Here is a 20,530-nt window from a genome sequence, read left to right as displayed (position 1 = left end):
CGTTATGTGATTGTCACCCCCACGGATTAATGTGCGTTCATGGCGCGCAAAGTGCATCCCCCCGTAGAAGTACGGCGCTCTCCCCGGCGCCGCGCTACCGTAGCGGCCTACGAAGAACGAGGCCGCGTGGTCGTCATGATCCCCGACGCCTTCTCGGAGACCGAGGAGCGCGAATGGATCGACCACATGCTCGCGAGGCTGCGGCAACGCGAGTCCCGCGACGGCAGGGCGTCCGACACCGCCCTGCGCGACAGGGCCGTCAGGCTCGCCCGGCGCTACTACCCCGAACACCCCGAATGCGCCGCGCCGCGCAGCGTCCGCTGGGTCGACAACCAGCAGCGGCGCTGGGGCTCGTGCACGCCCTCGGACGGCACGATCCGCCTCTCGCGGCGGCTCACGATGATGCCCTCCTGGGTCATCGACTACGTGCTGCTCCACGAACTGGCGCACCTGGTCCACTACGACCACTCGCGCCCGTTCTGGGACATGGTCGGCCGCTATACCAAGGCCGAGCGGGCCCGCGGCTACCTCGAGGGCATCGCCGACGCCGAGGCCTCCGAGCGGCGCTGAGCCAGAGAAAGGGATCGCCGACCGCCGAGGCGGCCGGCGACTTGCGTCTGCCCGCGGGAACGAACCCCGCTACTTGTCCTCGGGCTCGTCGCCCTCGTCCTTGGGGTCGTTGACCGCGAGCTGGTCGAACATCGACAGGTCGAGGTCTTCGAGCGCCTCGGAGACCGTCGCGAAACCCTCCGGGTGCTCCAGGTCCGCCGCCGACGGCATCAGGTCGGGGTGCGCCCAGACCGCCTCTCGACCCTCGACGCCCCGCGCCTCGGCGAGCAGCTGCCACAGCCGCGTCGCCGCCCGCACCTTCGCCGGGTCGATCTGGAGGCCCACCAGGGCCTCGAACGTCTGCTCGGCCGGACCGCCGGTCGCGCGGCGCCGCCGGGCCGACTCCATGAGCCGGTCCATCGTCGGCAGGCGCTCGCCCACCGCCTCGGTCACCACGACGTTGATCCAGCCGGTGATGAGCGCGAGCGTCGTCGCCAGGCGCGCCAGCGCCGCCTTCTGCTGCTCGGTGTCCTCGGGCTTGAACACCTCGCTCAGGTCGAGGGTGGCCGCCGCCTCGGGGTCCATCGGGTCCATGTCCGACATGGCCTCCTCGATCGCGGCCTCGTCGATGCGGATCTCCCGCGCGTAGGCCTCCAGCGCCCCCAGCAGGTGCGCGTGCAGCCACGGCGCGTGCGTGAACAGCCGGTGGGCCGCCGCCTCGCGCAGCGCGACGAACAGCCGCACCTCCTCGACGGGCAGTTCCAGGCCCTCGGCGTACGCCTTGATGTTGCCCGGCAGCAGTGCCGCGACGCCGGTCTTGCCCAGGGGGATGCCGACCTCGGTCGACGACAGGACCTCGCCGGCGAGCTTCGCCAGCGCCTGGCCCATCTGCGCCCCGAACAGCGCCGAACCGACGCCCTTCATGAGGTCGGCCATCGGGCCGAGCATCCCGGCCATCTCCTCGGGCACCAGGGTCTGCATGGCCTCGCCCATCTGGGCCGCGAGCGGCTCGGCCAGCTGCTTCCAGGAGTTCTCGGTGCGCGCGATCCACTGCTTGCGCGTCCACGCGTCGGTCGCCGTGACGCCCGAGGGCCAGTTCACGGCGGAGTCGAGCCACAGATCGGCGAGGCGCACGGCCTCGGTGACCTGCGCCTGATCGGCGGGGCCGACGACGTTCTCCGCCTCCAGCTCGGACTCGGCGAGCTGCTTCGCCAGCTGCCAGTTGACCGGACCGGACGACATCGACTGCGACATCATCTGCTGCAGCTGCTGCATCATCTGCTGCACCCGCGGATCGTTCGGGTCGGGCATGTCGCCGCCCAAGTTGCCGAAGCCGAAAGGAATATCGGAGCCCATGCGCCAACCGTACGTCAGGGGAGGGGTCCCGGGCCACGGCCCGCCGATCTGGAAGCGCCGCGTTCGCTGCGGGCCGAAACCCGCTGTGGGCTGCGGCATGTAGGCTTCCGCCCATACCGGGTCCCGGGTCGAAAGGATCGCCCAAGTGCGAAGGCGTGGAATCACCGTCCTGTTGGGCGCCGTACTGGTGGCACTGCTGACCTGGCAGTCGCTCTCCATGGACGTCGCCTACGTCGTCTTCAGCCCCGGCCCGACCGAGGACGTCCTCGGCTCTGAGGAGGTCGAGGGCGTCGAGCACCAGATCATCAGCGCCGACACCGAGTTCGACTCGGCCGGGGAGCTGCGCCTGACCACCGTCCGCGTCAAGCAGTCGGTCACCCTCGCCCAGGCCCTGCGCTATTGGCTGTCCAATGAGTACGCCATCATCCCGCGCGACCTGGTCTACCCGCCCGGCGAATCCGAGGAGGACATCGCCGAGGAGCAGGAGGCCGACTGGGTCGAGTCCCAGTCCAACGCCGAGCAGGCCGCGCTCGCCTATCTCAAGGAGCCCGTGTCCATCTCGGTGGTCGCCGACTCCGGGGGGCTGCTCGCGGGCGACGTCCTCACCGCGGTGAACGGCGCGGCGGTCGCGTCGCTGACCGATCTCGAGGATTACGCCGACAGCGAAACGACGGTCACCGTCACCCGCGCCGGCGCGCCCGTCGAAGTCCCCGGCGTCGTCCTCGGCGAGGCCGAACTGGAGTCCACCCACGCCGACCCGTACGGCATCGAGATCGACACCGAGGCGCTCGACATCGGCGGCCCGTCCGCCGGCCTGATCTTCGCGCTCGGCATCGTCGACCGGGTCACCGAGGGGGATCTGACCGACGGGAAGATCATCGCCGGGACCGGCGAGATCGATCCTGAAGGGAACGTCGGCGGCATCGGCGGCATCCAGCAGAAGATCACCGGGTCGGCCGAAGCCGGCGCCGAGGTCTTCCTCTCGCCCGCCGTGAACTGTTCCGACGCCGTCACCGCGGCGTCGGGCGACATGACTATTGTCAAAGTCGAGACGCTCGCAGACGCGGTCTCGGCGCTTGAGTCCCTAGCGGCCGGCGAGGAAGTCACGACCTGCTGACCTCACCGGCGCCGCGAGACGAGAAGGAGTAGCTGTAGTGGCGAACCGGACGCCCACCCCCCCACGGATGAGCCGACGAGGACGCTACGTCCTGGTCATGCTCGTGGGCGCCATAGTCCTCCTGTCGGTGCTCGGCTGGCTCGTGAGCCTCCGCACCGACTACCTGTGGTACGACTCCGTCGGGTACACGGAAGTGTTCTCGACGATGATGTGGACCAGGCTCGGACTCTTCGGCGCCTTCACCCTCGCGATGGCCGCCTGGTGCGGCCTCAACCTCTACCTCGCCTACCGCTTCCGGCCCGACACCTGGCCGGCGACGAGCGAGCAGGAGGGCCTGGAGCGCTACCGCGAACTCATCTCGCCGCGCGCCGGCTGGTGGATCGGCGGCGTCTCCGTCGTCGTCGGCATCTTCGCCGGCATGTCCGCCCAGAGCCGCTGGGAGACCTGGCTGCTGTTCCGCGAGGGCGGCGACTTCGGCTGGACCGACCCGGTCCTGAAGATGGACGCCGGGTTCTACGTCTTCGAGCTCCCGTTCTGGCAGTTCCTCATCGGCTTCGGGTTCGCCGCGGTGGTCGTGGGCATCCTCGCCTCCCTGAGCGCCTACTACCTCTACGGCGCCCTGCGGTTCTCCGGCACCGGCGACCGCATGACCAACGTCGCGCGCATCCACCTCTCGGTGCTCGTCGCGCTCTTCCTGGGGCTCAAGGCCGTCGCGTACTACTTCGACCGCTTCGACTTCACCACCCAGGACAACCCCGTCACCGACATCGTCGGCGGCGGCTACACCGAGATGACCGCCCTCATGAACGCCAAGAACGCGCTCATCTGGGTCTCCGTGATCGCGGCCGTCGTCATCCTGATCTTCTCGTGGGGCTTCACCCGCTCGCTCGCCCTCCCCGCCGCGGCCCTCGGCCTCGTCGTGGTCACCGCGATCGCCGCCGGCGGCATCTACCCCGCCGTGGTGCGCAACTTCCAGGTCGAGCCCAACCGCCCCCAGCGCGAGGGCCCCTACGCGCAGCACACCATCGACGGCACCCGATACGCCTACGGCATGGAGGACCTGGAGACCACGACCTACCCGGTCGCCTCCCAGCCCGACGCCGAGGCCATGGCCGCCGACCAGTCCACGGTCCCGTTCGTGCGCCTCATCGACCCGTTCGTGGTCTCGGACGCGTTCACGCAGGCCCAGCAGCCGCGAAGCTTCTACGACTTCAACGAGAAGCTCGACATCGACCGGTACACGTACACCGACGAGAACGGCCAGGAGGTCACCCAGGACTTCGTCGTCGGCCTGCGCGAGCTCAACCCGAGCCAGCTCACCGACGAGCAGCAGGACTGGACCGTCGCCCACACCGTCTACACGCACGGCTGGGGCTTCGTCTCCGCCTCGACCACCGAGAGCGACTCGGGCGCCCCCTGCTTCACCTCGGGCGTGCTCTCCGACGACGCGGGCAACTGCCAGATCGGCAACGACATCATCGACGTCGAGAAGCCGCAGATCTACTACGGCCTCCTCAACGACGAGTACGCGATCGTCGGCGTCCCCGACGGCGACACGCCCCGCGAGTACGACCGGCCCATCGACGTGGCCGTCAGCGACCAGGACGACGCCGAAGTGCCCGCCGAGGAGATCGGCGACGACCGCTACACCACCTACGAAGGCGACGGCGGCGTCGACATCGGCTCCATCGGGCAGCGGCTGCTCTACGCCTGGGAGTTCCAGGAGCCCCGCTTCCTGCTGTCCGACCAGATCAACGACGAATCGCAGCTGCTGTACAACCGGAACATCCGCGACCGCGTGCAAGAGGTCGCGCCGTTCCTGACCGTCGAGGCCGACCCTTACCCGGCCGTGGTCGACGGCGAGATCGTGTGGATCGTCGACGGCTACACCACGACCAACGACTTCCCCTACTCCGACAGGGTCAACCTCGCCGAGGCGACGAACGACACCTACTCCGGCCAGGGCGTCGCCAACCAGTCCTCCGAGGAGATCAACTACATCCGCTCCTCGGTCAAGGCCGTCGTCAACGCCTACGACGGCTCGGTGACCCTCTACGAGTTCGACGAAGAGGACCCGATCCTCGAGGCCTGGAACTCGATCTACGGCGGCGACCTCATCGTCCCCAAGGACGAGACCCCCGAGTTGCTCCAGGACCACTTCCGCTACCCGCAGGACCTGTTCAAGATCCAGCGGAGCCTCCTCCAGCGCTACCACGTGGACGAGTCGCGGACGTTCATCGAGGGCGGCGAGGCCTGGGCCACGCCGTCGGACCCGTCGCAGAACTCCGAGGTCACGCAGCCGGCCTACTACGTCTACGCGACCTATCCGGAGCAGGACCAGCCGTACTTCCAGCTGACCGGCAGCTTCACGCCGAGGAACCGGCCGAACGCGATGGCCAGCCTCATGTCGGGCTACTACGACGAGAACGGCGATCCGCAGCTCAAGGTCTACGACGTGGTGGGCGGCGACGACCAGTCGGTGAGACAGATCCACCAGATCATCACGTCCACTTCGGAGGTGGTGACGACGCTGCGCGACGCCCAGCAGGCGGGCACCACGGTCGAATGGGGCAACCTGCTCGCGCTGCCCGTTGGCGACGGCATCCTCTACCTCGAACCGATGTACCTGCGCCGACAGGCCGGCGGCGAGGGCGAGGACCTGCCGCGGTTGACGAACGTGGCGATCAGCTACGGCGGTTACGTGGGCTTCGCCCCGTCGTTCGAGGACGCCGTGGCGATGGTGGTCGAGAAGTACGTCTCGGGCGCGCCGAGCGAGGCCGAGCAGACCGAGGGGGAGGACGGCGAGGAGACGCCGAGCGAGACCCCCTCGGAGACGCCGACGACCGAGGCGCCGACGACGGAGGCCCCGGCCCCCGCCGATCCGCCGGAGGTCGAGGCCGCGATCGAGAACGTGCTCGCCGCGCAGACGGCCTATGAGGAGGCCCAGGCCTCGGGCACGAACGAGGAGGAAGGCCGGGCGCTCGACGACCTGCTCGCCGCCCTCGACGAACTCGAAGCCGCGAGGCAGGCCGCGGGCCAGTAACGCATCAGCGACGACGAAAGCGCCCGGCGGCCATTCGGCCGCCGGGCGCTTTCACCTTTGGTCACGCTTTCGGGTGACCGACCGCCGCCGGCCCCGTGTTCCTGTCACACCCGGAGGGGAGGCTTGCCGATACGGTCCCCGGGTGGGTGGGGGTTAGGGATGGTAAGTGGTGCGGCCGGCCGATCGCCGCCCGCTACTGCTCGCCGCCGTCGGGCCCGGGCGTCTCTTCGTACTCGGATTTGCAGGCCTCGGCGTCGGCCGCGCGCCGGACCGTGATCTGCACCGAAGTACCGGGGTCGACTTCGCTTCCGGCGCTGGGGGACTGGCGCACCACACTGCACTTCATCTCGCCGTCGCCCTCGTACTCGACCGCGGTGTTGAGCCCCGACTCCTCGATCCGCGAGCGGGCGTCGGCCTCGGACTGCGCGACCACGTTCGGCACGGTCGACTTCGCGGGCGGGGACGGCGAGCTCGACTCGCTCGGGCTCGCCGGCCCGCTCGGGCTCAGCGACGGCCCGGACGTTCCCGCCGGACCCTCTTCCGGCGCCGAAGCGCCCTCGTCCGTGGCGGACTCGCTGGGGCCGGGCGGCCCGGTCCCGCCGTCTTCGCCGCCGTCCTCGCCGTCCCACGGGCCCCCGTCGCCGTCCTGGCCCTGGAGTTCCGCGTCGCCCGGACCCGACTCGTTGGCAGGCAGCGTGCCGGCGTCGTCGGCGTCGCCCCACGGCAGCGTCGAGGCGATCGCGCCGACCGCGACCAGGCCCGCGAGCGTCCCGGCCAGCGACAGCCACAGGGCCTTCCTGCGCGGGCGCGACTCCTCCTGGACCGGCTCGGGCACGGTCGGCGCCGCGGGCGGCGCGACGACATGGGCGCCGGTGTGCGCGCCGGTGAACGGCGGCAGCGTGTGCCCGCCGGTGTGCGGGTTCTGGGGCGACAGCGCCCGCACCGCGGTCCCGGCCGCGGGGCGGCGATGCGCCCCCGTGTGCGATCCGGACGGCGGGCTCTGCTGCTGCCCGGGCATCGGCCGGGTCCGGGCCGGACCGGGAGCGCCGCGGCCGGTCAGGATCGCCTCGCGCGTCCTGCGGCAGACCTCGGCGAGCGAGGCCGCGTCGGGCCAGCGCGCCGAAGGGTCCTTCTGGAGCGAGCGGCGCACGATCTCGGTGACCTCGAACGGGATCTCGGGCGGCAGCGCCGGCGGGGCGTTGCGCAGGTGCGCCGAGAGCACCCCGAGCGGGGTGTCGGCGCGGAACGGCGGCGAACCGGCCAGGCACTGGTGGGCCACGACGCCGAGCGAGTACAGGTCGGAGGCGGGGGTGAGGTTCTCCCCGGCGGCCTGCTCGGGGGACATGTACGTGACGGTGCCGAGCACGACGCCGGTCGTGGTCAGGGTGAGGTTGTGGCTCACGCGGGCGATCCCGAAGTCCACCAGGACGACCGAGCCGTCGCCGCGGACGAGGATGTTCCCGGGTTTGATGTCGCGGTGCACGATCCCGGCGGCATGGGCGACCTGGAGCGCCTCGGCGACCCCGCCGACGACGCGCAGCGCGTTCTCCACGGGCAGCTTGCCCCACAGGCCGAGCAGGCGCGAGAGCGGCTTGCCGTCGACGTACTCCATGATGAGGTACGCCAGCTGGGCGTCCTCGTCCTCGATCTCGCCGTAGTCGTAGACCTCGACGACCCCGGGACCCTGCATGACGGCGATGGCGCGCGCCTCGCGGCGGAAGCGCTCGCGGAAGCCGCGGTCGTCGACCAGGTCGGCGAGGAGGACCTTGACCGCGACGGTCCGCCACAGGATCGTGTCGGTGCCCTCCCAGACGTCGCCCATGCCTCCGCCGCCTATGCGGCGTTCGAGCCGGTACCGCCCGTCCAGGACATCGCCTGTCTTGAGGTTGCGAGTGCTCAGCATCGGGCCGGCTTTCCCCTTCGCGGCGTAGCTAGCAAGCCGTAAATTCGCCTAAGAGTCGGATCATCTCTGAGGTCTAACGACCGGGGGCGGCCGAGGCTACGCGCTGGGTCGGGCGAACTTGGGCCCGGAAGGGGGAATTGCGACGCCGCGTACCGTGCGCGGCGCCGCGTCCTGGGGCTAGTGCTTCTCGGCGTCGACGCCGCTGAGCGCGAGGACGCGGGAGGGTTCGGTCGGGGCGGGCGCCTCGGTGCGCCCGGTGACGGGGGGCCCGCCGACGGCCTGGCCGAGCTGTCCGTCCCAGCACGCCCACGAGTGGCACGGCCAGGACTGTCCGCAGTGCGAGCACACGGGGTGCTTGACGCCCCGCTGGTCCAGCGCGGGAGTGTGCCGCTTCCACCAGCGCGCCTGGACACGCCAGAGGCTCGGCACCAGCACTTCCCGCGGAGGCTCGTCCGGCGGGGGATTCTCGAGTGTGTACGGGCTGCGCAACGCGGGCTGCCTTTCCGGTGTTCGAATCGTTCCGAACTCCTTGCGGCCCTGAATGATCGGGCTCGGGAGTCCGGATGGGACCTGGTCGATGCCGAGTCGCGGTGTCGAATCGGTACAGTCGGGGGAGGCGGTAGCCCCTCCGTACAGTAGAATTGCACATGCAGATTTTGGATGCAAGAGGTATAACCGGATCGGGTGGCTATTCCCCCAGCCGCGAGTGATCGCTGCAGACGTTACCCGGGCGAGCGGCCGGAAGCCCGCAGCCGACGGTGCGTCCTCACCGATTCCGGAGAGATCAGGGTGTCAAATGGGAACAGCGAACGACCACGCTGAGAGCGATCTGCCGAAGAAGTTGGGAGGCAAGGCGATGCCTTCGAGCGGCAGCCCCACCGTCCGCCGACGCCGCGCCGGGAAGATCCTGCGCGAGCTGCGAGAGAAGTCCGGTAAAGACGCCAACGACGCGGCGGACGCCCTGGAGGTCACCAGCTCCACGATCTACCGCATGGAACTGGGCCGGGTGGGCATCAAGCCCCGCGACGTCCAGGCGCTGGTCGAGGTCTACGGGGTCGAGGACGCCGACCTCGTCGAGGAGCTCGTGCGCCTGGCCCGGGACGGGCGCAAGCGCGGCTGGTGGGCCCGCTACTCCGACACGATCTCGCCGCCGTACGCGACCTACGTCGGGCTCGAGCAGGACGCCTCCAGCCTCAACCTGTACGACGGCCTGATCATCAACGGCCTCCTGCAGACCCGCGAGTACGCCAAGGCGACCTTCAGCATGGTCCCGGAGCAGTCCCAGCGCTACCGCGAGCAGCGGATCGACCTGCGCATGGAGCGCCAGCAGCGCCTGCGCGGCGACCTGAAGATCTGGAACGTCATCGACGAGGCCGCGGTGCGCCGCGTCCTCGGCGGGCCGAAGGTCATGATCGACCAGCTCCAGAACCTCCTGGAACTGGGCTCGCTGCCGAACGTGCACCTCCAGGTGCTGCCCTTCGAGGGCGGCGCCTACCCGGGGATGCTCTCCTCGTTCACGATCCTCGGCTTCGGGCCCCTCGAAGGCGAGGTCGACCCCGGCTACCGCCACCCCGACGTGGTCTACATCGAGGGCCACAACGGCGACGTCTACGAGGAGGGCGCCGACGTGCAGCCCTTCCACGAGATCTTCGGCTACCTCCGCTCGGCCGCGCTCGACCCCGGGCGCAGCCTCGAGTTCATCGAGCAGCAGGCCCACCACCTGAAAGCGCTCTGAGACGCGACGCGAGGGGGCGGCCATCAGTATCGATGGCCGCCCCCTCGCCCGTCCTCTTACCTGCCGGATGTCCGCAGCAGTGAGAGCCAGTCGGCTCGGCTGGCGCGCAGGATCGGGCTCACCGTCAGCTTGGTGTCCCTGATCTCCACGGCCGCTTCCGCGAGCCTGGCCTCAACGCAGGCCCCGTTGGGGCCTGACCTGCTGCTCTTCCTCCATGCGTGGGTCAACATGGATCTCCTCCTTCCAAGGAGCATTTCGAGTCCCCAGGACGGAACCGAGCTTAACCAGGGGGAGGCAAGGGGAACGTCGACTATCCGTCACTATCAGGTTTTGGACAGAGACCTCGCGGCCTTCACCAATGCGGTGTATCGCAGACCCGGTCCGTACTCCCGGGCTCGATTTGGACCGTCGCGTGCGCGATGCCGAAGCGTTCTGCCAGCGTCCGCTGGGCGTCGCCGAGCACGGACCCGGGATCGGCGTCCGACGACAATGCGAGGTGCACGGTCGCGACCTCCATGCCCGAAGTCAATGTCCACAGATGGAGATCGTGAACCTCATTCACTCCATCGAGTGTCGCGAGGGAGTCCTCGACCGCTTCGACGTCGACCGCCTTGGGCGCCTGCTGGAGGAGAATGCGGAGCGCGTCGCGCCCGAGGCGGTAGGCGCGCGGCAGGATGAACAGGCCCACGCCCACGGCGATGAGGCTGTCGACCGCGTACCAGCCGGTGAAGAAGATGACGACCGCGGCGATGATGACGCCCACCGAGGCGAGCGCGTCGCCGACCACTTCGAAGTAGGCGCCGCGCACGTTGATGGACTCCTCGGCCGCCGAGCGCAGGAGCAGCAGCGAGACGACGTTCGCCGCGAGGCCGAAGACGGCGACCGCCAGCATGGGGACCGAGTCGACCTCGGGCTGGTCGCCCAGGCGCCGCACGGCCTGCACGATCACGAATCCGGCGACGCCGAACAGCAGCACCGTGTTCGCCAGGGCCGCGAGCACTTCGAGCCGGTACAGGCCGAAGGTGCGGCGGGGGCCGCCGCCGGCGCGCCGGACGGCGATGATCGCGGCCAGGGCCATGGCGATGCCCAGCGCGTCCCCGGCGATGTGCGCGGCGTCGGAGAGCAGGGCGAGCGAGTGGGTGTACCAGGCGGCGACCGCCTCGACGAGCATCACCGCGACCGCCAGGCCGAGGGCGAGCCAGAGCCGCCCCCGGTGGCGCGCGCCCAGTGAGGCGGCGCCGGCGTGCGAGTGGTCGTGGCCCATGCGGGCTCCTCCTTCGTTGCGGTGCGGTCGGCTCGCGCGATCGCGTCCGCCCTGGTCCCGACGGAAGGATCCCCGCCGAAATCTCATGCTAACATGCGTACTTTTGCATATTATCAGGACCGGGACCTCGATTCGCGCGAAGCCCGCTTGATTCGCCAGGTCCGGGGTACCCGGATCCCATGGCCGGCCCCCGATGCCGCCCGCGGCATTTTCCCGAAAGTTCACGGAAATGCCGTACCAGGGGGACTTTCACAATTGGAGGGCCGGAATGGAATAATATTCGGACAAGCATCAGCAGCACTGGTCACGGGGGGTGACGATGAAAGACGCCATTGAAACCTCTGCCATCGCGTTCATCACGATCGTCGCGATCGTTCTAGTTTTCGCCGCGGTCCTCGGACTGCGCTCCGCCATCGAGACCAGGCGCCGACGAAAAGCCCGCGCCCGGACCGACGCCGAAGCCTGGACCGAGCTCCTCGGCAACCAGCTCCACATAGCACCGGCCTCGGTCGGCGACACCGAGGCGGCCGCGGCCCTCGACCGCGCGCGAAAACTCCACTACAACGCGGTGGCGAAGCTCAAGACCGCCAAGAAGACCAAGCAGTTCGAACGCATCCGCACCTACGCGCTCGCCGGGCTGCACAACCTCAACATCATGCGGCGGCGCCTCGGCAAGGCACCGGGGCCCCAGGGTCCCATTCCGTTCAACGCCGCCACGGCGAAGACGTCCAAACGCGACGACAACACTCGCGACGCCGCGACGGGACCGTCAACCGGACTGCCCTTCTGACAGGCGGGAACGAACGAAAGGGGGGCGACTCGTGTTCCGAGTCGCCCCCTTCGCCGTACCCCGGCTACTCCGCCGGCTGCGGCTTCCGCGGCGACAGCAGATCGAAGATCCACATCGCCAGCCACACGATGATCGCGCCCCAGAACGCCGACCAGAAGCCGTCCACATGGAACCCCAGTGACAGCTGCTCCGACACCCAGCCGGTCAGCCAGAACATCAAGGCGTTCACCACCAGGCCGAACAGACCCAGCGTCAACACGTACAGCGCGCAGCCGACCAGCATGATGATCGGCTTCACGAACGTGTTCACCAAGGTGAAGATCAGCGCGACCAGCACCAGCGAGAAGAACTTCGCCAGCGTCGAGTCGCCGTAGAGAAAGATCCCGCCCACGATCCACGTGGCGAGCCACAGCGCCAGCGCCGTGACGATGAGCCGCACCAGAAACCTCATGGCGCCAGTATCGCCGTCCGGACGCCCTCCCGTCCAGTTTCCGCCAACTGGACCGATCCGGCGCGAGACCGAACCTGGCCCGCGCATTCACCGCCAGTTCACCGAAGGTCGAGGTCGAGGCCATTCGCCGCGCCTATATTCGCCCCAGCCCCACCATCGCTTCCACACCTGCCCCCGGCAGAAGGAGACACCATGAGCGACCCGGCCCTGCCGGCAGTCGGCCGCACCGTCGATCCCCGTCGGATCGGACCGGCCCCCCAGTCGGCGCCCCAGCGCCACCCCGACGGCCTCGGCAACCCCACGGTCTACGACATCAAGGACGTCAGCGTCTACTACGGCTCCTTCCGCGCCGTCAAGGACGTCAACTTCACCGTCGCCAAGAACGAGATCACCGCCCTCATCGGGCCCTCCGGCTGCGGCAAGTCCACGCTCCTGCGCTCGCTCAACCGCATGAACGACCTCGTGCCCGGCGCCCGCGTCGAAGGCACCGTCGCCTACCACGGCAAGAACCTGTACGACGCCGGCGTCGACCCCGTCGAGGTCCGCCGCCGCATCGGCATGGTCTTCCAGAAGGCCAACCCCTTCCCCAAGTCGATCTACGACAACGTCGCCTACGGGCCCAAGATCCACGGCGTCCCCCGCTCCGAGCGCGACGGCATCGTCGAGGACTCCCTCAAGAAGGCCGCCCTCTGGGACGAGGTCAAGGACAAACTCAAGCAGAGCGCGCTGGCCCTCTCCGGCGGCCAGCAGCAGCGCCTGTGCATCGCGCGGACCATCGCGCTGTCGCCCGAGGTCGTCCTCATGGACGAGCCGTGCTCGGCCCTCGACCCGATCGCGACCGCCCGCATCGAGGAGCTCATGGTCGACCTGGCCCGCCAGTTCACGATCGTGATCGTCACCCACAACATGCAGCAGGCCGCGCGCGTCTCCGACAAGACCGCGTTCTTCTCCACCGAGGTCAACGAGATCAGCGACACCCGCACCGGCGTCCTGGTCGAGTTCGACGACACGCAGCGGATCTTCACCACCCCGTCCGACGAGCGCACCGAGAACTACGTCACCGGCCGCTTCGGCTAGGCATCGCGCGAAAGGAGGGCCCCGCCGGCCGGCGGGGCCCTTTTCCTATGCGCCGCACGTCGAAAGCGCGGCGGCCCCGCACCTTCCGGTGCGGGGCCGCGGAGAGACCAGTCGGGTTCGCGCTAGCGCTTGTCGATCGCGAATCGCGACGCGATGATGCGGGCCACGATCGTGAACAGGAAGACGATGGCGATCAGGGTCAGCGCCGCGCCCCAGGCCCGGTCCTGCGAGGCCGCGAACGGCTGGCTCGCGTTGCGGAAGATCTGCGCGGCCAGGGTCGTGTTCGCGCCGTCGAACAGGTCCGGCTTGTACACGTAGGTCAGGCCGACCGTGACGATGATCGGCGCGGTCTCGCCGGCCGCGCGGGCGACCGCGAGCAGCGAACCCGAGGTGATGCCCGACGAGGCCGCCGGGAGCACCACGCCGAGGGTCGTGCGCCACTTGCGCGCGCCCAGGCCGGAGGAGGCCTGCCGCAGCTCGTCGGGGACCAGCCGCAGCATCTCCTCGGTGGAGCGGATGACGATCGGCAGCATCAGGCAGGCGAGCGCGAGCGCCCCCGCGAAACCGGTCCGGTCGTCGATCACGGTCACGTAGCCGACGTAGATGAACAGGCCCATCATGATCGACGGGACGCCGGTCATGACGTCGGCCATGGTGCGGATGAACCGCGCCAGCGGCTTGTTCTTGCCGTACTCGTTGAGGTACACCGCGCCGAGCACGCCCACCGGGATCGACAGCAGCGCCGCCATGCCCGTGATGGCCAGCGTGCCGACGATCGCCGGGCCCATGCCCGGGCCCTCGGTGCGGTAGTTCCGCGGGATCTCCTCGATGAACCAGTCCAGGCTCCACGTGGAGGCGCCGCGGGAGACGACCTGCCAGGCCACCAGGGCCAGCGGCAGGGCCGCGATCAGGACGCACAGGGCGATGCCGAGCGTCGCCCCCTTGTCGGCGAAGGACCGTCGCAGCGACAGGTTCTTCCCCGACAGGTCCGGAGGCGTCATGCCGCCGTTCGTGAGCGTCGTCATGAGTGGGCACCCTTCATCTTGAGCTCGGCGCGCCGGACCACGACGCGGGCCAGGAAGTTGATCAGGACGGTGATGGCGAAGAGCAGGACGCCGATCCCGATGAGCGCGTCGGTGTGTAGGCCGCCCGACTCGCCCCACTGCTGGGCGATGACCGCGGCCATGGTGTTGCCCGGCGCGAACAGGTTGGCGTTGATGCCGATCGAGCCGCCGATGACCAGCGCCACCGCGATCGTCTCGCCCATGGCCCGGCCGAGGCCGAGCATCGAGGCGCCGACCAGGCCGCCGAAGGAGTGGGGGAGGATCGCGCCCTTGATCATCTCCCAGCGGGTGGCGCCGAGCGCGTACGCGCCCTGCTTGTCGATGTCGGGCACCGTCGCGAACACCTCCCGCGAGATCGAGGTGATGATCGGGATGCACATGACCGCGAGGATCAGGCCCGCGGTGAAGTAGTTGCGGCCGGTGTTGGTCTCGTTGAAGATCGAGTTCAGGCCCGGGACGGGCGCGACGACCCCGGCCCACCACTGGTAGATCGGCGTGACCCACGGGATCAGCACGATGCTGCCGACCAGGCCGAACACCACCGACGGGACGGTGGCGAGGAGGTCGACGATGGTCACGATGTACTTGCGGCTGCGGCGGTGCGCCACCTCGGTGATGAACAGCGCGATGCCGATCGACACCGGCACGGCGACGATCATCGCGATGACGGAGGTGACCAGGGTGCCGTAGAGGAAGCCGAGCGTGCCGAAGATTTCGTCGCTGGGCGACCAGCGGGTCCCGGTGATGAACTCGACCGGGTCGAGGACGATGGCGGGCCAGGCCTGGAACGAGGTCGTGACCAGGATCAGGCCGAGGACGATGAGGACCGTGAGCCCGGCGAAGGTCACCAGGCCGGTGAACCCCTTGTCGGCTCGGCGCGAGCGGGCCTCGCCGCCGAGGTCCACCTCGGGGGGCGTTTCGGGAGCTGCCGTAGTGGTCAAGAGAGTGACTCCGGTTTCGTGAGCGGAACGGCCGAAAACCCCATCGGCGATTGGGCCGTTGGGGTCATCGGTTCTCCGGTGTACTTAGGCAATCGTCTCGTTGAGGGCGTCGAGGGCCTGAGTCCGCAGCTCTTCGGGGAGAGCGGCGAAGTGCGCGTCGGCGGCGATGTCCTGGCCGTCGGTGAGCAGGTAGGTCACGAATTCCTTGACACCGGCGGCGATGTTCTCGTCGTCGTACTCGGTGCGGATGAGGATGTACGTCGGGGCGACGATCGCGTAGGAGTCGGCGCCGGCGGCGTTCAGCGGGTTGTACGACAGGTCGTCGTTCACCACGGCGCCGGCGAGGGCGGCCGTGGAGGCGTCCAGGCTCGGCTGGACGAACGCGCCGTCGGCGTTCTCGATCGCGGCGGTGACGAGGCCGGTCTCGGTCGCGTCGGCGAGGTCGACGTAGCCGATCGCGCCGTCGGTCTGGGTGATGACGGTGGCGACACCGGTGTTCTTCTCGCCGCCGATGGAGCCTTCGGGCCATTCGATCTCGTCGGCCGCGCCGAGGGTCCACGTGTCGGTGGCCTCGTCGAGGAACGTCGAGAAGTTCTTGGTGGTGCCCGAGCCGTCCGAACGGTGCGCGACGGTGATCGCGGTGTCGGGCAGGGCCAGGTCCGGGTTGGTGGCGACGAGGGCGGGGTCGTTCCAAGCGGTGATGTCGCCCTGGAAGATCCCGGCGAGGGTCTCCTGGTCGATCTGGATGCCGTCGAAGCCCTCGAGGTTGTACGACACCGTGATGGGGGCGGCGACCGTGGGGATGTACTGGAAGGAGCCCGCTTCGGGTCCGTCGTCGTCGCCGACCAGGGAGTCGGTGCCGGCGAAGTCGTTCAGGTCCTGCCCGAACGCCTCCTTGCCGGCGCTGGAGCCGTCGGCGCTGTAGGTCACGATGAGGTCGGGGTTGACTTCGGCGTAGGCCTCGATCGCCGCCGCATAGAAGGCGTCGGGGAAGCTCGCACCGGATCCGGTGATCTCACCGGAAACCAGGTCGCCGTCGCCGCTGGCGTCGTCGCTGTCACCGCCGCAGGCGGCCATGCTCATGGCCAGGGCGCCCGCGGTAATGGTGCCGAAAATGGTCCGGCGGTTCAGTTTCATGTTCACAGCTGGTCTCTACTCCGTCTCCCGGACTCGGCCCGGGTCACTGCTTCACTGTTCGAGTCCCATGAAAGCCAGACCCGGTGTTCACCTGCTGACTTGTAGTTGAACTCAAGGTGAACGACTGAGCGCGATTCGCAACGGGATCGTCGCTCAAGGCTGTGAGCAGGGAGTTTAACCGAGTCTCGGCCCGGCTGTGATCTATCCGTTATGAACGGTCGAGGTGGACGTCTCCGGTGACCAGGTAGACCACCTGGTGCGAGATGCGCACGGCGTGGTCCCCGAACCGCTCGAAGAATCGCGCCAGGAGCGCCGCGTCGACCGCCGTCTGGGGCCCGTACGCCAGGGTCGGCAGCTGGTCGTGGATGCGCTGCTGGATCGCGTCGAGCTCGTCGTCGTCGAGCCCCATCTGCGTCGCCTGCAGGTGGTCGTGCTCCTCCAGGATGCCGACGAGCTTCTCCGAGATCCGCACCGCGGCCGCGCCCATCGCCGCGAAGTCCAGCCGCAGCGAATCGGGGATGACGGCCGCCGGCGCGCGCAGCAGCACCGACTTGGCCACGTGCTTCGCCAGGTCGCCCATGCGCTCCAGGTCCACGGAGATGCGCACGGCGCCCAGCACGAACCGCAGGTCGGTCGCGACCGGGTCGTACTGCGTCATGAGTTCCACGATCCGGTCGTCCACCTGGAACTGGAGCGCGTTGACGTGGTCGTCGCCCGCGACCACGGCCTCGGCGGCCTCGGTGTCGCCCTCCAGCAGCGCCGTGGCCGACCGCTCGATCGCGTCCGCGACGCGGCGGGCCATTTCGATCAGGAGCTCGTTGAGATCGTCGAGATGCTGGTGGAACGCGTTCGCCATAGTGGACCAATCTTGGGGTGGGAGGGGTCGGATACGCGCAGCGTAATGGGCACCTCAAGTCTAGACGTGGGTGGCCCCGTCCTGCCTGGGCGAACGCGGAAACTCCGGGCGTACCCCGGTTGACCATCGGCGTTAGAGTGGGGAGCAAGCACGAACGACTCCATGGAGCAGATCAGATGAGTTACCCCTCGCAGCCGGGCTATCCGACGCCGCAGTACGGCCAGCCCCAGCCGCCCGGTCAGCAGCAGAACAACCTGTGGCTCATCGGCGGCGCGGTCGTGGTCATCCTCATCATCCTCATGACGGTGGTCCTGCTGATCGTGCAGCAGACCGGCGACGACTCCCCCTCCGGCGACGGCGGTGAAACGGGCGGAGAGACGGGCGGCGATTCCTCGTACGAGGAGCTCCCGCCCGCGGCGTTCGAGTCCGAGACCTGCGACCAGATCGACATGGCCGCGTTCGAGGAGGCCACCGGCGACTCGGTCGACCCGGAGTCGAGCTCGCACTCCTCGTCGAGCTACGACAGCTACGACAACGTCTCGTGCTACTTCTACACGTCCTCGAACTACTACTCGATGAACGTCAACCTCTACGACTACGAGACCCTCGAAGAGGTCCTCGACTTCGTCGAGTACGACGCCGAGATGTACGGCGAGGACGGCGACTACGAGTACGAGGAGTACACCGCGAACGGCGACGCCGGCAGCCTCTACAGCCTCGTCTCCGACCCGGAGTACCAGACGACGTACCTCCACGTCGCCCTCGGCAGCCTGGAGACCGTGGTCTCCATCACCTACAACGCGAACGACGTCGACCCCGCGAACGTCAAGACCGCGCTCGAGGACGTCCTCCTCCAGGTCGACGCGCTCTTCGCCGACGTCCAGTAACGCAGGCGGACAACGCGAAAGCCGCGGCGGCCCGAGGCCGCCGCGGCTTCGTACACCGCTCCGGGGAAAACCAAAAGAGGCCCTGTGACCAGGACCTCTGTGTGGTGCGCCGCCAGGGACTCGAACCCCGAACCCGCTGATTAAGAGTCAGCTGCTCTGCCAGTTGAGCTAGCGGCGCTTGATGATTGAGTTCAACCCAGCATTTTCGCCGGTGTCCCTCGCACGAGGAGAAACTTTAGCATGTGCTGCGGCCACCGGCTCCCGGGGTCCCTGCGGTGGTTACGCTTGAGTCGTGACAAGTTTCGTAGACCGAGTGAATCTCCAGGTCATTGCCGGCAAGGGTGGCAACGGCTGTGTGTCGGTCCACCGTGAGAAGTTCAAGCCGCTCGGCGGCCCCGACGGCGGTAACGGCGGCCATGGGGGTGATGTGGTCTTCGTCGTAGACCCGAACGTGCACACACTGCTCGACTTCCACTTCCAGACCCGCCTGCAGGGCGGCAACGGCAAGCACGGCCAGGGGTCCAACCGGGACGGCGCGTCCGGCGAGTCCATCCGGGTCGCCGTGCCCAACGGCACCGTCGTCTACTCCGACGGCGAGGTCCTGGCGGACATGACCGGCATCGGCACCGAGGTGACGGTCGCCGAGGGCGGCCGCGGCGGCCGCGGCAACCGGGCCCTCGTCAGCTCCAAGCGCAAGGTCCCCGGCTTCGCCGAGCTGGGCGAGTCCGGCGGCGAGTTCGCCGTGACCCTCGAACTCAAGAGCGTCGCCGACGTCGGCCTCGTCGGCTTCCCCTCCGCGGGGAAGTCCTCGCTCATCGCCGCGATGTCGGCCGCCCGGCCGAAGATCGCGGACTATCCGTTCACGACCTTGACCCCGAACCTCGGCGTCGTCTCCGCGGGAGAGGTCACCTACACCATCGCGGACGTCCCGGGCCTCATCCCGGGCGCCGCGGCCGGCAAGGGCCTCGGCCTGGAGTTCCTGCGCCACATCGAGCGCTGCGCGGTCCTCGCGCATGTGGTCGACACGGCCAGCCTCGAATCCGACCGCGACCCGGTCTCCGACATCGAGGCCCTGGAGCACGAGCTCACCGAGTACGGCGGCCTCACCGACCGGCCCCGCATCATCGTCCTCAACAAGGTCGACCTCCCGGACGGCCGCGAACTGGCCGACTACGTCCAGGGCGACCTGGAGAAGTTCGGCTGGCCCGTCTACTCGGTCAGCGCGGTCAGCCGCGAGGGCCTGAAGGAGCTGAACTTCGCCTTCGCCAAGGAGGTGGTGCAGTTCCGCGACTCGCAGCCGCCGATCGAGGCGACGCGACTGGTGATCCGACCGGCCGCCGTCGACGACTCGGGCTTCGAGATCAAGAAGGTGACCCCGGCGTTCGAGGGCGACGTGGAATTCATCGTCACCGGCGCCAAGCCGGAACGCTGGGTCCGCCAGACGAACTTCGAGAACGAGGAAGCCCTCGGCTACCTCGCCGACCGGCTCGCGAACCTCGGCATCGAGGACAAGCTCGCGAAGCAGGGTGCGCAGCCGGGTTCGATCGTGCGCATCTCCGACTACGAGTTCGAGTGGCAGCCGACCGATCCGGATGTCATTGCGACCGTCAGCCCCCGCGGGACCGACTCCCGGTTCGAGATCAACGATCGCAAGGGCGCCGACGAACGGCTCGCCGAGCGCAAGGATCGCCGTTCGGAACTGCTCGAGCGAGTCGCGAAGGAAGAGGAAGCGAGGGGCAAACGCCGCAAGCGTTGAGCCCATTCGCGGACTGAGCTGCAAGAACACGGGGTTCGCAAGGGTGTGGCGCCGAGCACGTACCCCCCTTGCAAACCCCGGTTATCCATCCCGTAAATTTGTCTTTGCCCGAGGGGGAAACGGACAGGAAAGCCGAAAGGCCCTGGCCCAGACCAAAGGGTAAAACTCCGAACGAATCGATCGGGGGGCCAATACGGCCCGAAAACCGGTCTGGTAAGTTATTGGAGCCGCTCCAGTCGGAGAGGGAACTTCTTAAAGTTTCTATCTGGCTAGAGGCGTGTTGTTTGAGAACTCAACAGGGTGTTTGGATGGTCAGCGTGTGGGCCGGCTGAACGGGTGTGGCACTAGGTTGTCGTGCTGGTTTGGTTGGTACTGTTTTTGACTGTCTTTTCCTTGGAACATCGTGAGGTGTTTCGTGAAAATCGGTCAGGAATCGCTTCGACACATACCAAAGTCGCTGGTCCCGTCAAGGGGTTAGTGCGCAACAGGTTTTTGTTGGAGAGTTTGATCCTGGCTCAGGACGAACGCTGGCGGCGTGCTTCACACATGCAAGTCGAACGGAAAGGCCCGCTTGCGGGTACTCGAGTGGCGAACGGGTGAGTAA

The 20,530-nt window shown here is 68.5% G+C and carries 18 protein-coding genes, 1 tRNA gene and 1 rRNA gene; 9 read left to right on the top strand and 11 right to left on the bottom strand.

What is annotated here, in order from left to right:
- The first annotated feature begins 39 nt into the window (after positions 1-39).
- On the top strand, positions 40-570 hold the full coding sequence (locus BLQ63_RS20760; protein WP_091039446.1) for a YgjP-like metallopeptidase domain-containing protein: 531 nt from the start codon (positions 40-42) through the stop codon (positions 568-570).
- Positions 571-639: 69 nt separating this feature from the next.
- Here the strand turns inward: BLQ63_RS20760 and BLQ63_RS20755 are convergent, their stop codons facing one another.
- Positions 640-2,004 (bottom strand): zinc-dependent metalloprotease, encoded by a 1,365-nt coding sequence (locus BLQ63_RS20755; protein ID WP_245681030.1) that lies wholly within the window; start codon positions 2,002-2,004, stop codon positions 640-642.
- Positions 2,005-2,050: 46 nt separating this feature from the next.
- Between BLQ63_RS20755 and BLQ63_RS20750 the strand changes: the two genes are divergently transcribed.
- Both BLQ63_RS20750 and BLQ63_RS20745 read left to right on the top strand, forming a co-directional pair.
- Complete coding sequence (locus tag BLQ63_RS20750; RefSeq protein ID WP_091039445.1) at positions 2,051-3,022, top strand: YlbL family protein; 972 nt, start codon at positions 2,051-2,053, stop codon at positions 3,020-3,022.
- Between the two features lie 67 nt (positions 3,023-3,089).
- Positions 3,090-6,065: a UPF0182 family membrane protein gene (locus tag BLQ63_RS20745; RefSeq protein WP_091039444.1), complete on the top strand. Its 2,976-nt coding sequence runs from the start codon at positions 3,090-3,092 to the stop codon at positions 6,063-6,065.
- Positions 6,066-6,258: 193 nt separating this feature from the next.
- Here BLQ63_RS20745 and BLQ63_RS20740 read toward each other — a convergent pair whose 3' ends face one another.
- Positions 6,259-7,968 (bottom strand): serine/threonine protein kinase, encoded by a 1,710-nt coding sequence (locus BLQ63_RS20740; protein ID WP_091039443.1) that lies wholly within the window; start codon positions 7,966-7,968, stop codon positions 6,259-6,261.
- A gap of 177 nt (positions 7,969-8,145) precedes the next feature.
- On the bottom strand, positions 8,146-8,397 hold the full coding sequence (locus BLQ63_RS20735; protein WP_143015014.1) for a hypothetical protein: 252 nt from the start codon (positions 8,395-8,397) through the stop codon (positions 8,146-8,148).
- Positions 8,398-8,764: 367 nt separating this feature from the next.
- Here BLQ63_RS20735 and BLQ63_RS20730 point away from each other — a divergent pair, with 367 nt between their 5' ends.
- Entirely contained in the window at positions 8,765-9,703 is a 939-nt protein-coding gene (locus BLQ63_RS20730) for a helix-turn-helix domain-containing protein (RefSeq protein ID WP_177155035.1), read from the top strand.
- 56 nt (positions 9,704-9,759) lie between these two features.
- Here BLQ63_RS20730 and BLQ63_RS20725 read toward each other — a convergent pair whose 3' ends face one another.
- Together BLQ63_RS20725 and BLQ63_RS20720 are read right to left on the bottom strand one after the other, a co-directional pair.
- Positions 9,760-9,933 (bottom strand): DUF397 domain-containing protein, encoded by a 174-nt coding sequence (locus BLQ63_RS20725; RefSeq protein WP_091039440.1) that lies wholly within the window; start codon positions 9,931-9,933, stop codon positions 9,760-9,762.
- Positions 9,934-10,055: 122 nt separating this feature from the next.
- Positions 10,056-10,967 (bottom strand): cation diffusion facilitator family transporter, encoded by a 912-nt coding sequence (locus BLQ63_RS20720; protein ID WP_091039439.1) that lies wholly within the window; start codon positions 10,965-10,967, stop codon positions 10,056-10,058.
- Between the two features lie 319 nt (positions 10,968-11,286).
- Between BLQ63_RS20720 and BLQ63_RS20715 the strand changes: the two genes are divergently transcribed.
- Entirely contained in the window at positions 11,287-11,757 is a 471-nt protein-coding gene (locus BLQ63_RS20715; protein WP_091039438.1) for a hypothetical protein, read from the top strand.
- Between the two features lie 64 nt (positions 11,758-11,821).
- Here the strand turns inward: BLQ63_RS20715 and BLQ63_RS20710 are convergent, their stop codons facing one another.
- Positions 11,822-12,208, bottom strand: a complete 387-nt coding sequence (locus BLQ63_RS20710; protein ID WP_091039437.1) for a phage holin family protein — start codon at positions 12,206-12,208, stop codon at positions 11,822-11,824.
- Positions 12,209-12,400: 192 nt separating this feature from the next.
- Between BLQ63_RS20710 and pstB the strand changes: the two genes are divergently transcribed.
- The gene (gene pstB, locus BLQ63_RS20705) at positions 12,401-13,285 is read left to right on the top strand and encodes a phosphate ABC transporter ATP-binding protein PstB (RefSeq protein WP_091039436.1); all 885 of its coding nucleotides are present in this window, start codon (positions 12,401-12,403) and stop codon (positions 13,283-13,285) included.
- A 122-nt stretch (positions 13,286-13,407) separates the two neighbouring features.
- Here pstB and pstA read toward each other — a convergent pair whose 3' ends face one another.
- The 4 genes from pstA to phoU all read right to left on the bottom strand — a co-directional run bounded on the left by pstA (position 13,408) and on the right by phoU (position 17,283).
- Positions 13,408-14,310, bottom strand: a complete 903-nt coding sequence (gene pstA / locus BLQ63_RS20700; RefSeq protein ID WP_091039435.1) for a phosphate ABC transporter permease PstA — start codon at positions 14,308-14,310, stop codon at positions 13,408-13,410.
- Complete coding sequence (gene pstC, locus BLQ63_RS20695) at positions 14,307-15,290, bottom strand: phosphate ABC transporter permease subunit PstC (protein ID WP_245681029.1); 984 nt, start codon at positions 15,288-15,290, stop codon at positions 14,307-14,309. Before pstC ends, pstA begins: the two co-directional genes overlap by 4 nt.
- A gap of 84 nt (positions 15,291-15,374) precedes the next feature.
- Positions 15,375-16,427 carry a phosphate ABC transporter substrate-binding protein PstS gene (gene pstS, locus BLQ63_RS20690; protein ID WP_091039559.1) on the bottom strand — a complete coding sequence of 351 codons (1,053 nt, stop codon included), beginning with the start codon at positions 16,425-16,427 and terminating at the stop codon, positions 15,375-15,377.
- Positions 16,428-16,635: 208 nt separating this feature from the next.
- Entirely contained in the window at positions 16,636-17,283 is a 648-nt protein-coding gene (gene phoU / locus BLQ63_RS20685; protein ID WP_091039433.1) for a phosphate signaling complex protein PhoU, read from the bottom strand.
- A gap of 176 nt (positions 17,284-17,459) precedes the next feature.
- Here phoU and BLQ63_RS20680 point away from each other — a divergent pair, with 176 nt between their 5' ends.
- Complete coding sequence (locus BLQ63_RS20680; RefSeq protein WP_091039432.1) at positions 17,460-18,170, top strand: hypothetical protein; 711 nt, start codon at positions 17,460-17,462, stop codon at positions 18,168-18,170.
- Positions 18,171-18,272: 102 nt separating this feature from the next.
- Here the strand turns inward: BLQ63_RS20680 and BLQ63_RS20675 are convergent.
- A tRNA-Lys gene (locus BLQ63_RS20675) sits at positions 18,273-18,348 on the bottom strand.
- A gap of 114 nt (positions 18,349-18,462) precedes the next feature.
- Between BLQ63_RS20675 and obgE the strand changes: the two genes are divergently transcribed.
- Both obgE and BLQ63_RS20665 read left to right on the top strand, forming a co-directional pair.
- The gene (gene obgE, locus BLQ63_RS20670) at positions 18,463-19,926 is read left to right on the top strand and encodes a GTPase ObgE (protein WP_091039431.1); all 1,464 of its coding nucleotides are present in this window, start codon (positions 18,463-18,465) and stop codon (positions 19,924-19,926) included.
- Between the two features lie 492 nt (positions 19,927-20,418).
- Positions 20,419-20,530: ribosomal RNA gene (locus tag BLQ63_RS20665) — 16S ribosomal RNA — on the top strand; the annotation flags it as partial.

The organism is Glycomyces harbinensis (assembly GCF_900101745.1).
GTDB classification, from domain to species: Bacteria; Actinomycetota; Actinomycetes; order Mycobacteriales; family Micromonosporaceae; genus Glycomyces; species Glycomyces harbinensis.
This window is presented reverse-complemented; position numbering and strand designations above follow the sequence as displayed.